Source organism: Dankookia sp. GCM10030260, from assembly GCF_042666655.1.
In the GTDB taxonomy this organism is placed as follows: domain Bacteria; phylum Pseudomonadota; class Alphaproteobacteria; order Acetobacterales; family Acetobacteraceae; genus Paracraurococcus.
The window spans coordinates 720,195-733,400 of record NZ_JBHTDE010000001.1 but is presented as its reverse complement, the minus strand read 5'-3'; the positions used below and the strand labels follow the sequence as shown (position 1 = coordinate 733,400).

Below are 13,206 nucleotides of genomic sequence, written 5' to 3'. Positions count from 1 at the left end.
GGGACGCCGCGGGAATGGCCCGGGCGGCGACGAGGACGTGACATTCCATCCAGATGGCCATCCAGGTGGCCATCCAGGTGGCCAGCCAGGTGGTCCCCGGGGGCCGCCTAGTTGGTCCCCGGATGGAAGTGGTCGTGGATCTTCCGCGCCACCGAAGGCCCCACCCCCGGCGTGTTCGCCAGGTCGTCCAGCGCCGCGTTGCGTACCCCGCGGGCGCTGCCGAAGTGGTTCAGCAGACGGCGCTTCAGGGCGGGGCCGACGCCGGGGATCTCGTCCAGCTCGCTCTTGATGAGCGACTTCGACCGGCCGGCGCGGTGGGTGGTGATGGCGAAGCGGTGCGCCTCGTCGCGCAGCCGCTGCAGGTAGTACAGCACCGGGTCGCGCGGCGGCAGCTGGAAGGGCGGCTTGCCCGGCTGGTGGAACCATTCGCGGCCGGCATTGCGGTCCTCGCCCTTGGCGATGGCGACCAGCGGCACGTCGTGCACGCCCATCTCGGCGAAGAGGTCGCGCACCGCGTTGAGCTGGCCGAGCCCGCCGTCGATCAGCACCAGGTCGGGCCAGGAGCCCCCTGCCCGCTCCGGGTCCTCCTTCAGGGCGCGGCCGAAGCGGCGCTCGAAGACCTCGCGCATCATGGCGAAGTCGTCGCCGCCCTTGATGTCGCCCTTGATGGAGAACTTGCGGTAGGCCTGCTTCAGGAAGCCCGAGGGGCCGCCGGCGACCATGACGCCATAGGCGTTGGTCCCCTGGATATGGCTGTTGTCGTAGACCTCGATGCGTTCCGGCGTGGCGGGCAGGTCGAAGACCCGGGCGACGCCCTGCAGCAGCGCCTCCTGCGCCGTGCCCTCGGCCATCTTCCGCTCCAGGGCTTCGCGGGCGTTGGTCTCGGCATGCTCGACCGCGGCGCGCTTGTCGCCGCGCTGGGGACGGTGGAGCTCGACCTTGCGGCCGGCCTTGATGCTCAGCGCCTCGGCGATGAGGTCCTGCTCGGGCGGCGCATGGCTGAGCAGCACCAGCGGCGGCGGCGGCAGGTCGTCGTAGAGCTGGCCGAGGAAGGCGCCCATCACCTCCTCCGGCCCCTGATCGCCCTTGCTCAGGAAGAAGGGGCGGTTGCCGTTGTTGCGGCCGCCGCGGAAGAAGAAGACCTGGACGCAGGACTGCCCGGCCATCTGGTGCAGCGCCACCACGTCGGCATCGCCCAGGCCTTCCATGTTGATGCGGTCGCGGCCCTGCACATGGGTCAGGCCGCGGATGCGGTCGCGGATCGCCGCGGCGCGCTCGAATTCCAGCTTCTCGGCGGCCTCCTCCATCTCCTTGGCCAGGGCGTTCTGGATGGAGGGGGTCTCACCCGAGAGGAATTGCTTCGCCTCGGCCACCAGCCCGGCATAGTCCTCCTGGCTGATGCGCTCGACGCAGGGGGCGGAGCAGCGCTTGATCTGGTGCAGCAGGCAGGGCCGGTCGCGGCTGTCGAAGACGGTGTCGCGGCAGGACCGCAGCAGGAACACCCGCTGCAGCGCGGTCAGGGTCTGGTTGACCGACCAGGCGCTGGCGAAGGGGCCCCAGTAGCTGGCGCCCTTGCGGCGCTCGCCGCGGTGCTTGGTGATCTGCGGATAGGGGTGGTCCTCGGTCAGGACCAGCCAGGGATAGGACTTGTCGTCGCGCAGGACGATGTTGTAGCGCGGCCGCAACTTCTTGATCAGGTTGGCTTCGAGCAGCAGCGCCTCGGCCTCCGAGGCCGTGGTGATGACCTCGAGGCTGCGGGTCTCGTGCACCATGCGGCGCAGGCGCTCGGGCAGCCGGGCGACCTGGGTATAGGCGACCACCCGCTTCCGCAGCGCCCGCGCCTTGCCGACATAGAGCGCGTCGCCCTTGGCATCCAGCATGCGATAGACGCCGGGGGTGTGCGGCAGGGTGGCCAGCGCGGTCTCGATGACCCGGACGCCCTGCATCACCGGAGGGTCGGTGGCAGGGTCGGTTGCCTCGAATTCGACTTGACTCATGCGCAGCGATTAGGGCGCCGCGGCTTTTCGCCGCAAGACGGGGTTCTCCACGGATCCTGTGGATAAGTCTGTGGATGCGATGCCATGAGAGCCGCAAATTCGGCCGTCACAGGCCGGTCACATGACAATGCCCAATTTTTTCGCATTTTAATAAGATACTGATCTACAACGGTTTCATCATTTCGGTCTGTTATGGAATAGGTCAACTGTAACATCCGATTTCAACCGCTGGCGCTGTTGCCGATCTCGCGAGCGCAGTGGACAGTTTCCACGGCGAAGCATGTCTCATCCGCGAATACGTTCGATCACGACCCCGACGGCGGCGGCGTCGGGAAAGGCGTCCGGCTTTTCCACGGTGACACGGGCGCGTTGCACACGCGAATCTGACAATGCCGCCTCGGCGATCCGCTCGGCCAGGGTTTCCACCAGAAGTGTGTGGCCCGAGGCCGCGGCCGCGCGTGCCGCCTTCACCACCCGTTCATAATCCACCACCCGGCGCAGTTCGTCCGCGCCGACTCCGTGCGGCGCGGCATCGTCTTCCACCGCCAATTCCACGCCCACGACGACACGCTGCGGCGCCGCCTTCTCATGCGGGTAGACGCCAAGCCGCGCCTGCAGCGACAGGCCGCGGACGAAGACCAGGCGCAGGCCGCGGGCGGCATCCGGGGCGAAGCTCATTCCTCGGGCTCCGCGGCCGGTGGGGTTGGCGACCATTGCAGGTGCTGCCCGCCATCGAGCGCGATCATCTGCCCGGTCATCGCCGGCATGGCGAGGATGGCGAGCACGGCACGGCCGATCTCCTCCGGCCCGGTGCCGTGGCGCAGCGGGACGCTCGCGGCCTGGCGGTCGAACTGCGCCTGGCTCTGCCGCGGGCTGGGCAAGGCGGGGCCGGGGCCGATGGCATTGACCCGGATGCGCGGGGCGAGCGCCAGCGCCATCGACTGGGTCAGTGCCCAGAGCGCGGCCTTCGACACCGAGTAGGAGACGAAATGCGGCGTCAGCGACCAGACCCGCTGGTCCAGCATGTTGAGCACAAGGCCCTCCGCCGCATCCGGCAGCGCCCGGGCGAAGGCCTGGGTGAGCACGAAGGGAGCGCGGAGGTTGGGCTCGATATGCGCGTCCCAGCTTTCCCGGGTGGCGTCGTGCCACTCGTCGCGCTCGAAGGTGCTGGCGTTGTTCACCAGCACGCCGATCGGGCCGAGCGCGGCGGCGGCGGCGGGCAGCAGCGGCGTGACCTGCGTCTCCCGCGCCAGGTCGGCCTGCAGGGTGACGGCACGGCGGCCGAGCGCCCGGACGGCGGCGGCGGTCTCCGCGGCCTCGGCCTGGCTGCCGGCATAGTGGACGGCGATGTCGAAGCCGGCTTCGGCCAGCGCCAGCGCGATGGCGCGGCCAAGGCGCCGGGCGCCGCCGGTGACCAGCGCGGCGCGCGGGATGCTCGAGGGGATCGGGGATGGGGGTGGCACGCCGCGGGTCCTAGCGGAAAAGCCGCCGCCGGGAAACCGGGTGCGGCCGGTTGACCGGGGCGCCTCGGCGCAGGACGGTGCGCGCCGTTCGAACGGAAGGAATCGCCATGCGCATCGCCTGGGGCCTGGTGATGGCACCGCTGCTGGTGGGAACGGCCGTCGCGCAGGGGCTGCCGAACATCCCCGGCCTGGGCAATGCCATCCCCGGCCTGTCCAGGCCGCAGACGGCGGAGGAGAAGCGCGCCTTCTGCGGCCGGGCGGCGAGTGCCGCGGCGAAATGCCTGGCCGCAGGCGGGCTGACGCTGGATACCGTCGGGCTGACCAGCTGCCTGGTGAAGACGCTGCAGCCGCAGGATGCGTTGCAGGTGGCGCAGGTGGCACAGCGCGCCGGCGGCAACGCCGGGTCGCTGCTGGGCGAGTGCGGGATCGAGCTGGGCCGCTGAGGATCCGCCCGGCGCGAGCAGGCATCGCGCCGCGGCATGCGTCCTGCGTCAGGTGCCCGAATTCGGCGTCGCGCTGCTGCCGAAGGGCCGGGCTTCCGCCGGGTCCTCGTCATTGGCGATGTCGCGCGGCGGCGCGTCGGCCTGCTCGCAGCAGGCCTTGATGCTGCCGAGTGTCCGGTCGACCGAGCGCCGCATCCCGGCGTCGACGCTGCCGTGCTCCGCCTGCATCCGCTGCGCCACCTCGGGCTTCGGGGTCAGGCTGAGCGTCAGCTCGATCACCGCGCCGCCCGCGGCCGACGTCACCGCCAGGGCGCCGCCATAATCCTTCATGGTGTGCGAACCCCAGCGCATCCGCCGCGCCTCCGGCTCGGCCTTCAGCCAGCCATCGTTGTGGTAGGGGTGGCCACCGGCCTCGCCCTCCACCGCGACGTCGTCGTGCTGCTCGTGGCGCCCCTGCGGGCCGACATGGGTCACCGTCGGCAGGTAGCGCGGCATGTTGCGCAACTCGGCGAGGAAGGCGAAGACCTCGTCCGGCGGCCGGGCGATCTCGATACGGCCGGTATATTCGCCCATCGGACATGTCCCCCTCGGTTCGCGAGGCGAACGCGGGGGGATGGCGGGGCGTTCCCCGCTACCGTGCCTTGCCGGCCGCCGCCCGCCGGCCGCGGCCGCCGCGCTTCTCCGGATCGTAGCCGCCGCCGCCCGGGCCCATCGGTTTCGGCTTCCAGTCCTGCTTCGGTCGGGCCGGCTTGGCCGCGCCGCTGCGGGGGGTGGCATCCTGCAGCGACCGCCCGGCCAAGTTGGGCTCCAGGCCGAGGTCCAGCGCCTCCAGCCGCTTGACCTCGTCGCGCAGCCGGGCGGCCTCCTCGAATTCCAGGTCGGCGGCGGCGGCGCGCATGCGCTTCTCCAGCTCGGCGATCGAGGCGCGCAGGTCCTTGCCGACGAATTGGGCGGTCTTGTCGCCCTCCACCGCCTCGACCGTCACGTAGTCCTGTTCGTAGACGGACTGCATGACATCGGCGATCTGCCGCTTGATGGTGGTCGGCGTGATGCCGTGCTCGGCGTTCCAGGCCATCTGCTTGGTGCGGCGGCGGTCGGTCTCCTCCAGCGCGCGCTTCAGGCTGTCGGTCATCCGGTCGGCATAGAGCACCACGCGGCCCTCGACGTTGCGGGCGGCGCGGCCGATGGTCTGCACCAGGGAGGTGAAGCTGCGGAGGAAGCCTTCCTTGTCGGCATCGAGGATGGCGACGAGGGTGCATTCCGGGATGTCCAGCCCCTCCCGCAGCAGGTTGATGCCGACCAGCACGTCGAAGCCGCCGCGGCGGAGGTCGCGGATGATCTCGATCCGCTCCAGCGTGTCGACATCCGAGTGCAGGTAGCGCACCCGGATGCCGGCTTCCGTCATGTACTCGGTCAGGTCCTCGGCCATGCGCTTGGTCAGGGTGGTGACCAGGACGCGGCCGCCCTTCCTGATCTGCTCGCGGCATTCGGCCAGCAGGTCGTCCACCTGGCCTTCCACCGGGCGGATCTCGGTCACCGGGTCGATCAGCCCGGTCGGGCGGATGACCTGCTCGGCGAAGGTGCCGCCGGTGCGCTCCATCTCCCAGGGCCCCGGCGTCGCGCTGACGAAGACGGTGTTCGGCCGGTAGGCCTCCCACTCCTCGAATTTCAGCGGCCGGTTGTCCTTGCAGGACGGCAGGCGGAAGCCGAATTCGTCGAGGATGGACTTCCGCGCGAAGTCGCCGCGGTACATCCCGCCGAGCTGGCCGATGGTGACGTGGCTCTCGTCCACCACCAGCAGCGCGTTCTCCGGCAGGTATTCGAACAGCGTCGGCGGCGGCTCGCCGGGCGCGCGGCCGGTGAGGTAGCGGGAGTAGTTCTCGATCCCCTTGCAGGCGCCGGTGGTCTCCAGCATCTCGATGTCGAACTGGGTGCGCTGCGCCAGCCGCTGCGCCTCGAGCAGCCGCCCCGCGCCTTCCAGCTCCAGCAGCCGCTCCTGCAGTTCCTGCTTGATCGAGATGATCGCCTGCTGCAGCGTCGGCCGCGGCGTCACGTAGTGGCTGTTGGCATAGATCGAGACGCGTTCGAGGTCGGCCGTCGTCTCGCCGGTCAGCGGGTCGAATTCGCGGATGCCGTCCACCTCGTCGCCGAACAGGCTGATCCGCCAGGCGCGGTCCTCGAGGTGGGAGGGCCAGATGTCCACCGTCTCGCCGCGGATGCGGAAGGTGCCGCGGGCGAAGAAGCTGTCGTTGCGGCGGTATTGCTGCTCGACCAGGCCCTTGACCAGCACGTCGCGGTCGATCCGGCCGCCGAGCTCCAGCTTCACCACCATCCGGGAATAGGTCTCGACCGAGCCGATGCCGTATATGCAGGAGACCGAGGCGACGATGATGACGTCGTTCCGCTCCAGCAGCATCTGCGTCGCGCTGTGCCGCATGCGGTCGATCTGCTCGTTGATCTGCGCGTCTTTCTCGATGTAGGTGTCGGTGCGCGGGACGTAGGCTTCCGGCTGGTAGTAGTCGTAGTAGCTGACGAAGTATTCCACCGCGTTGTCGGGAAAGAAGCTTTTCATCTCCCCGTACAATTGCGCGGCCAGCGTCTTGTTCGGCGCCAGGATCAGGGTCGGCCGCTGCACCGCCTCGATCACCTTGGCCATGGTGAAGGTCTTGCCGCTGCCGGTCACGCCCAGCAGCACCTGGTCGCGTTCGTTCGCCCGCAGTCCGGCGACCAGCGTCTTGATCGCCGCCGGCTGGTCGCCGTTCGGCTCGAAGGGGGAGACGACCGTCAGGCGCCGCTCCGGCGGCGGGGCGGGGCGCTTGGCGGGAAAGAAGGTGACCGGGGCAAGGTGGTTCATCGTATGCCCTATCTTGGGTGCCCGCCGACCCGCGTCGAGCGCTGGCCGAAGCGTGGCGGCCATGCTGCCATGGCGGAGGCAAACACGGGAGGGACCGGCGCATGGCGTTCCGGCGGCGAAGCATGTTGGCGGCGGCCCTGGCCCTGCCCGGCGGCGCAATGGCGCAGGCCGACTGGCCGCAGCGGCCGATCCGGCTGCTGGTCGGCTTCGCCCCGGGCGGCGCCACCGACATCGCCAGCCGGATCATTGCCGAGCCCCTGGGCGCCCGGCTCGGCCAGCCGCTGGTGATCGACAACCGCGCCGGCGCCGGCGGGATCATCGCCACCGAGGCCGCCGCCCGCAGCGCGCCCGATGGCTACACATTGCTGATGGGCACGATCAGCACCCATGCGATGAACGTCCCGCTCTACGGGGCCCGCCTGCCCTACGACCCGGTGCGCGACTTCGCCCCGGTCTCCGGCGTGGCGACCGGGCCGAACCTGCCGCTGGTGCATCCATCCCTGCCGGTCACCGACCTCGCCGGACTGATCGCCCTGGCCAAGGCGAGGCCTGGGCAGCTCACCTATGGGTCCGGCGGCAACGGCACCTCCAGCCACCTGGCGGCCGAGATGTTCAAGGCGCAGGCCGGGATCGACCTGCTGCACGTGCCCTTCCGCAGCACCACCCCGGCCGAGACCGCGCTGGTGGCCGGCCAGGTGCAGGTGCTGTTCGACCCGGTGATCGCGGCGATGGCGCTGGCCCAGGGCGGCCAGGTGCGGCCGCTGGCGACCAGCGCGCCGCAGCGGCTGCCGGGCCTGCCAACAGTGCCGGCCCTGGCCGAAACCCTGCCGGGCTTCGAGATGGGGATCTGGGTCGGGCTTTTCGCCCCGGCCAAGACGCCGCCCGCGGTCGTCGCGCGGATCGATGCCGCGACCCGGGCAGTGCTGGCCCTGCCCGAAGTGCAGGCGAAGCTGGAGGGCATCGGCGCCCAGATCATGCCGCTGCCGGCCTCGGCCTTCGGGCAATACCTGCAGGCCGAAATCGCGCGCTGGACCGAGGTGGCCCAGGCGGCGCGGATCACGCTGGATTAGGCGCGGGGGGCGGCAAGCCCCCCGCGCCCATCCGGTCAGCGCTTGCTGCTGCGCAGCATCGTGGTGATGACCCAGGTCGCCGCAACGGCGATGCCGATCGCCACCAGCGGGCGCGACCGGGTCACGTCGCGCAGCTGCGCGGCATAATCCATCGCCAAGTCGCGGCCCTGGTCGGCGTAGCGGCTGGCCGAACGGCCAGCCTCGGACGCCGCCGGACCAAGCCGCTTCTCGACCAGGTCCTCGAGGTCGGACCACAGGCGCGAGACTTCGCCGCGGGCATCCTCGCCCCGGTCACGCAGACGCTCGCCGGTGTCGCGCAGGCTGCCGGCGGCGCGGCGACCGTAATTCTCGGCGCTGTCGCGCGCATCGCGTGCGCCCGAGCGCAGGCTGGAAAAATAACTGTCGGCCATCCGATTCTCCGTCCCATTCGGTTCGGCGGCGATAACGGCCGTCGGGCCCCAAGGTTCACCGGCGCCGTTGCCGCCGCCGGTCCATCCTGCGGCAGCTTCCCTGCCGCGACCGGCCCCGGACCTATCCCCAGGCTGACAGGAAAGCCCGAGGATGGTCTAGCGTACTGATTCCAGAGCAGATTCAGGCCTCCGGGCGTTTCCGCCCTGCGGCGATCCGCTCTAGAAGGCCGAATGTCGGAACACCATGCCCAACCCCTCGTCGCGGTCCTCGGCGCCGGCCCCGCCGGCCTCATGGCAGCGGAGGTCGCCGCCCTGGGCGGGGCGCGGGTCGTCGTGCTGGACCGCATGCCCTCCCCCGCCCGCAAGCTGCTGATCGCCGGCCGCGGCGGGCTGAACCTGACGCATTCCGAACCGCTGCCGGCCTTCCTCTCCCGCTACGGCGCGGCGCGCCACCGGCTGGCCCCCTTCGTCGAGGCCTTCCCGCCCGCCGCCCTTTCCGCCTGGGCCGGGGGGCTGGAGCAGGAGACCTTCGTCGGCAGTTCCGGCCGGGTCTTCCCGCGGGTCATGAAGGCCTCGCCGCTGCTGCGCGCCTGGCTCGGCCGGCTCGCCGGTCTCGGCGTCACCTTGCGTTCGCGGCATCGCTGGCTCGGCTGGGAGGATGGCGCGCTGGCCTTCGATGCGCCGGAAGGGCCGGTGCGTCTCTGCCCGGCGGCGACGGTGCTGGCGCTCGGCGGCGCCTCCTGGCCGCGGCTCGGCTCGGACGGCGCCTGGGCCGGGCTGCTGGAGGGGGTGGCGCCGCTGCGCCCGGCCAATTGCGGCTTCCGCATCGCCTGGTCGGAACATTTCCGTGGCCGCTTCGCCGGCGCGCCGCTGAAGCGCATCGCCCTGTCCTACAACGGCACGACGCTGCGCGGCGAGGCGGTGGTGACCGCGGCCGGGATCGAGGGAGGCGCGGTCTATGCGCTCTCGGGCCCGCTGCGGGAAGCGATCGCGGCCGGTGGCCCGGTGACCCTGGCGCTCGACCTGCGGCCCGACATCGAGGCCGCGGCGCTGGCCGCCCGGCTGGACGGGCCGCGCGGCGCCCTGTCGCTGGCCAACCACCTGCGCCGCGCCGGCCTGCCGCCGGTAGCGATCGGCCTGGTGCAGGAAGCCCTGCATGCCGGCGCCACGGCGCCGCTCTCCCGCCTGGTCAAGGCGCTGCCGCTCACGCTGACCGCGCCGATCGGGCTCGACCGCGCCATCTCCTCGGCCGGCGGGCTGGGCTGGGACGCGGTGGACGAACATCTGATGCTGCGCCGCCACCCCGGCGTCTTCGCCTGCGGCGAGATGCTGGACTGGGAGGCGCCGACCGGCGGCTACCTGCTGCAGGCCTGCTTCAGCACCGGCGTCGCGGCGGGGCGCGCGGCATCGAATTGGGCGCGCGGCTGAGCCGCTAGGGCATCAGCACCAGGTCGTCGCGGTGGACGATCTCGTCGCGCCCGCGCCAGCCGAGGATCGTCTCCAATTCCTCGCTGCGATGGCCGGCGATCTGGCGGGCGTCCTCCATGTCGTAGGCGGCCAGGCCGCGCGCCAGCTCGCGCCCCGTCTCGTCCCGCACGCTGACCGGGTCGCCGCGATGGAAACTGCCCTCCACCGCCCGGACGCCGGCCGGCAGAAGCGATGATCCGCGCGCCAAGGCGCGGGCGGCGCCGGCATCCACCACCAGGCTGCCGAGCGGGGCAAGCGAGCCGGCGATCCAGCGCTTGCGGGAGGAGCGCCCTTCGGGCGAGGCGAGGAACCAGGTGCAGCGCGCGCCCTCCTCGATCGCCCGCAGCGGGTTGTCGCGCTGGCCGAGGGCGATCGCCATGGCGCAGCCGGCGCCGGTGGCGATGCGGGCGGCGATCAGCTTGGTACGCATCCCGCCCGAGGAATAGCCGGGCGGCGGGTCGCCCCCCATGGCCATGATCTCGTCGGTGATGCGCTCCACCACCGGCAGATGTGCCGCGGCCGGGTCGCGGCGCGGGTCGGCGGTGTAGAGCCCGTCGATGTCGGACAGCAGGACCAGCACGTCGGCGCCGGTCATCTCCGCCACCCGGGCGGCCAGGCGGTCGTTGTCGCCGAAGCGGATCTCGGCGGTGGCCACCGTGTCGTTCTCGTTGATCACCGGGATGCAGCCGAGCTCGAGCAGGGTGCCGAGGGTGGCACGGGCATTGAGGTAGCGGCGGCGGTCCTCGCTGTCCTCCAGCGTGAGGAGGAGTTGCGCGGCCGCGAGCCCCTGGGCCGCGAGCGCATCCGCCCAGGCCCCGGCCAGGCGGATCTGGCCGACCGCGGCGGCGGCCTGCTTCTCCTCCAGCTTCAGCTTCTTGCGGGTCAGGCCGAGCGCGCGGCGGGCGAGCGCGATGGCGCCGGAGGAGACCAGGATGACCTCCGTCCCGCGGGCGCGCAGGGCCGCGACATCGGCCGCGACGCTGGCCAGCCAGCCGGCGCGCGGCGCCGCGGTCTTCTCCTCCACCACCAGGGCGGAGCCGATCTTCACCACCACGCGCCGCGCACCCGCCAAGGCGGGGAGCACCGGTGCGATGTCGTCCAGGGATTGCATGGGCGGGCGCATAGCATGCCGGGACCGCACAAGGAAAAGGGCGCCCCCTCGCGGGGACGCCCCTCATGGGCTGCCGGGCCCGCAGGCCCGGCAGGATCTCGGCGTCAGGCGAACATCATGTCCGCCGCGGCCAGCTTGGTGACATGCGCCAGGAAGACGCTGTCGCCGGCGGAGTCATAGGTGACCAGCAGGCCGGAGACGCCGCCCTCGGTTGCCGCCTTGGTATGGATGTCGGCGCTGGTCAGGCCGGTGAACTTCAGCTTGTCGATGCCGGCGGTGAAGTCCTGGATCACCGCATGCCCGTCCTTGGCATTGAAGGCGAAGATGTCCTTGCCCGCGCCGCCGGTGAAGTTGCCGGTGCCGGTGCCGGCGTCGAACAGGTCGTTGCCGCCGCCGCCGACCGCGGTCGCCGCGCCGCTGCCGGCATGCAGCACCAGCTTCGCCATGCCCTCGACCGTGACGCTGTCCTTGCCCGAGCCGAAGGTGACGTCGGCGATGGAATAGCGCCCGTCATAGGCGGGGTTGTACAGGCTGCCGTTGCCGACGCGGTCGTAGTCCGCGAGCGGCGAGATGCCCGCGGCGGTCACCGTGACCACGTCGTCCCCGGCGCCGGTCTTGATGGTCATGGTGTTGGCGGCAGCGCCGGCGCCGTTGCTGTGCGCCACCCAGGTGACATGGTCGTTGCCGTCGGCGAGGGTGGCCGTGCCCCGCTTGGCGCTGACCAGCATGACGTCGAGCGCCTGGCTGCCGGCGGCGCGCAGGTCGATGTTGGTCTGCACGAAGTTGTCGAAGGCGAGCTTGCTGGCGAAGCCGGCTTTCCAGGCCGTCGGCGCCATCTCCACGGCCGGGGTGTCGTTCCAGACGCCGGTGGCGCCGAAGGTGTGGTAGTCGGCGCCGCCGAAGGGGAGATGGCCTTCCCAGGCGGTCTTGTTCCAGCTCGGCGCGCTGCCGAACTTGACCGCCGGCGCAGTGTCGCCGGGCGTGGTGCTGGCGACGCTGGCGACCGCCGCCTTGCTGAAGGCGAAGGAGGCGCCGCCGTTCGAGAACAGGTCGGCGGTGCCGCTGGCCAGGGCGGTGCCGTTGAAGCTGACGCCCTCGACGAAGAGGTTGCGGTCCGCGGCCGAACTGCCGCCGTAGGCGTCGTTCAGGAAGGTGACGGTGACCGAATGGGCGCCGGCGGCGAAGTCGCCCTTCACGGTGAGGCTGTCGTTGCCGCTGCCCTGGGTGGCGCCCGCCGTCAGCGTGCCGCCGATCTGCTTGCCGTCGACGGTGACCGTGTACTGGGCGTTCCCCTGCCAGGCGTCCTGGCTGAGCTTCAGGACCAGGCTGTCGTTGCCGCTGCCGATGGTCTGGACGATCGGCTTGGTGCCGCCGCTGCCGCCGGTCCCGGTCCCGGTCCCGGTGCCGCCGCTGCCGCCGGTCCCGGTGCCGCCGCCGGTTCCGCCGGTCCCGGTGCCGGGGCCCGTGCCGTCGGTGAAGGTGCTGTTGGCCTGGCGGTAGTCCAGGTCATAGAGGGTGATGGTGTTGTCGTAGCCGCTGCCGTGCTGGGCATTCGTCGACCACCAGGTCTGCATGCCGATGCCGGGCGCCGAATTCTCGCCGCCATGCGCATAATCGGCCGGGACGTGGTCGGTGGTCGTCCACATCTCCACGCCGTCGACGAAGCCGGTCAGCCGGCCGTGCTGCCACAGCATGGAGTAGGTGTGGGTCTGCTTCACGTCGACCCCGTCCATGTAATAGGACTTGAACTGGTTCGACCCGTCTGCGCCCTTCCAATGGATGGTCGAGTAGGCGGTACCGCCCGGCAGCAGCTCGATCAGGTCGAGTTCCGGGCCCGGCCATACGTCGGTGCCCGGCCACAGCAGCGCATAGGGCCCCGGGGCATCGCCCTGCCCCATCGACAGGGTGAAGCTGTAGAGCCCGTAGCCGTACCCTGAGTTTGCCGGACCCGAGGGCGGGACCATGGCGCCGCTATCCTGGTTGTCGGGCGTGCTGGAAATGGTGATCTGGCCGGCAACGCTGGTGTCGATCCCGGGACCCCAAGTGCGGCTGAGTATGCCCGTCCCGTTGTCGAAGCTTTCGTCCCAAACGGTGGTGAACTGGGTCAGGTCGAGGGTCTCGGCCATGATCAGGCTTCCTGCGTTGCTCGGAGGCGTTCAGCCCTTTGCCTGCGGAAATTGCGCACAGCGAGTGAGAAGCCGACCATCATCAACCCAAGGTTGAGATAGCGGACGCGACTCGTCGGCGGCATTCCGAAAGGGTTCGGGCTATGTCCTCACTGTTACGTGAAGCACAGAAAGGTGATTGATCCGTGCCGAAACACGATATGCGATATTCAATCTACGCGCGCAATCGCGGAACCGTGATCTCCTGATCACGTTTTTCGTTCAA

At 70.8% G+C, this 13,206-nt stretch carries 11 protein-coding genes; 3 read left to right on the top strand and 8 right to left on the bottom strand.

Annotation, left to right across the window (positions count from 1 at the left end):
- Nucleotides 1-107: 107 nt before the first annotated feature.
- From uvrC to ACFQS7_RS03550, 3 genes are all read right to left on the bottom strand, one after another.
- Complete coding sequence (uvrC, locus tag ACFQS7_RS03560) at nt 108-1,997, bottom strand: excinuclease ABC subunit UvrC (RefSeq protein WP_380065635.1); 1,890 nt, start codon at nt 1,995-1,997, stop codon at nt 108-110.
- A gap of 285 nt (nt 1,998-2,282) precedes the next feature.
- Nucleotides 2,283-2,675 carry a dihydroneopterin aldolase gene (folB, locus tag ACFQS7_RS03555; protein ID WP_380065634.1) on the bottom strand — a complete coding sequence of 131 codons (393 nt, stop codon included), beginning with the start codon at nt 2,673-2,675 and terminating at the stop codon, nt 2,283-2,285.
- Nucleotides 2,672-3,460: an SDR family oxidoreductase gene (locus tag ACFQS7_RS03550; protein ID WP_380065633.1), complete on the bottom strand. Its 789-nt coding sequence runs from the start codon at nt 3,458-3,460 to the stop codon at nt 2,672-2,674. Before ACFQS7_RS03550 ends, folB begins: the two co-directional genes overlap by 4 nt.
- A 107-nt stretch (nt 3,461-3,567) precedes the next feature.
- Between ACFQS7_RS03550 and ACFQS7_RS03545 the strand changes: the two genes are divergently transcribed.
- A complete protein-coding gene (locus ACFQS7_RS03545) occupies nt 3,568-3,903 on the top strand; it encodes a hypothetical protein (protein ID WP_380065632.1) in 336 nt (111 codons plus the stop codon).
- A 48-nt stretch (nt 3,904-3,951) separates the two neighbouring features.
- On the opposite strand, the gene ACFQS7_RS03540 is transcribed toward ACFQS7_RS03545, so the two are convergent.
- Nucleotides 3,952-4,476 carry an SRPBCC family protein gene (locus ACFQS7_RS03540; RefSeq protein WP_380065631.1) on the bottom strand — a complete coding sequence of 175 codons (525 nt, stop codon included), beginning with the start codon at nt 4,474-4,476 and terminating at the stop codon, nt 3,952-3,954.
- 58 nt (nt 4,477-4,534) lie between these two features.
- Nucleotides 4,535-6,757: an excinuclease ABC subunit UvrB gene (gene uvrB, locus ACFQS7_RS03535; protein WP_380065630.1), complete on the bottom strand. Its 2,223-nt coding sequence runs from the start codon at nt 6,755-6,757 to the stop codon at nt 4,535-4,537.
- Nucleotides 6,758-6,879: 122 nt separating this feature from the next.
- Here uvrB and ACFQS7_RS03530 point away from each other — a divergent pair, with 122 nt between their 5' ends.
- Nucleotides 6,880-7,827: a Bug family tripartite tricarboxylate transporter substrate binding protein gene (locus ACFQS7_RS03530; RefSeq protein WP_380065629.1), complete on the top strand. Its 948-nt coding sequence runs from the start codon at nt 6,880-6,882 to the stop codon at nt 7,825-7,827.
- A 35-nt stretch (nt 7,828-7,862) separates the two neighbouring features.
- Here the strand turns inward: ACFQS7_RS03530 and ACFQS7_RS03525 are convergent, their stop codons facing one another.
- Nucleotides 7,863-8,237: a hypothetical protein gene (locus ACFQS7_RS03525; RefSeq protein WP_380065628.1), complete on the bottom strand. Its 375-nt coding sequence runs from the start codon at nt 8,235-8,237 to the stop codon at nt 7,863-7,865.
- A 231-nt stretch (nt 8,238-8,468) separates the two neighbouring features.
- Between ACFQS7_RS03525 and ACFQS7_RS03520 the strand changes: the two genes are divergently transcribed.
- Complete coding sequence (locus tag ACFQS7_RS03520) at nt 8,469-9,665, top strand: NAD(P)/FAD-dependent oxidoreductase (protein WP_380065627.1); 1,197 nt, start codon at nt 8,469-8,471, stop codon at nt 9,663-9,665.
- A 4-nt stretch (nt 9,666-9,669) separates the two neighbouring features.
- Here the strand turns inward: ACFQS7_RS03520 and proB are convergent, their stop codons facing one another.
- Together proB and ACFQS7_RS03510 are read right to left on the bottom strand one after the other, a co-directional pair.
- Nucleotides 9,670-10,815 carry a glutamate 5-kinase gene (proB, locus tag ACFQS7_RS03515; protein WP_380065626.1) on the bottom strand — a complete coding sequence of 382 codons (1,146 nt, stop codon included), beginning with the start codon at nt 10,813-10,815 and terminating at the stop codon, nt 9,670-9,672.
- 104 nt (nt 10,816-10,919) lie between these two features.
- Nucleotides 10,920-12,941, bottom strand: coding sequence for a carbohydrate-binding domain-containing protein (locus ACFQS7_RS03510; protein ID WP_380065625.1), 2,022 nt, complete (start codon nt 12,939-12,941; stop codon nt 10,920-10,922).
- Nucleotides 12,942-13,206: the final 265 nt, after the last annotated feature.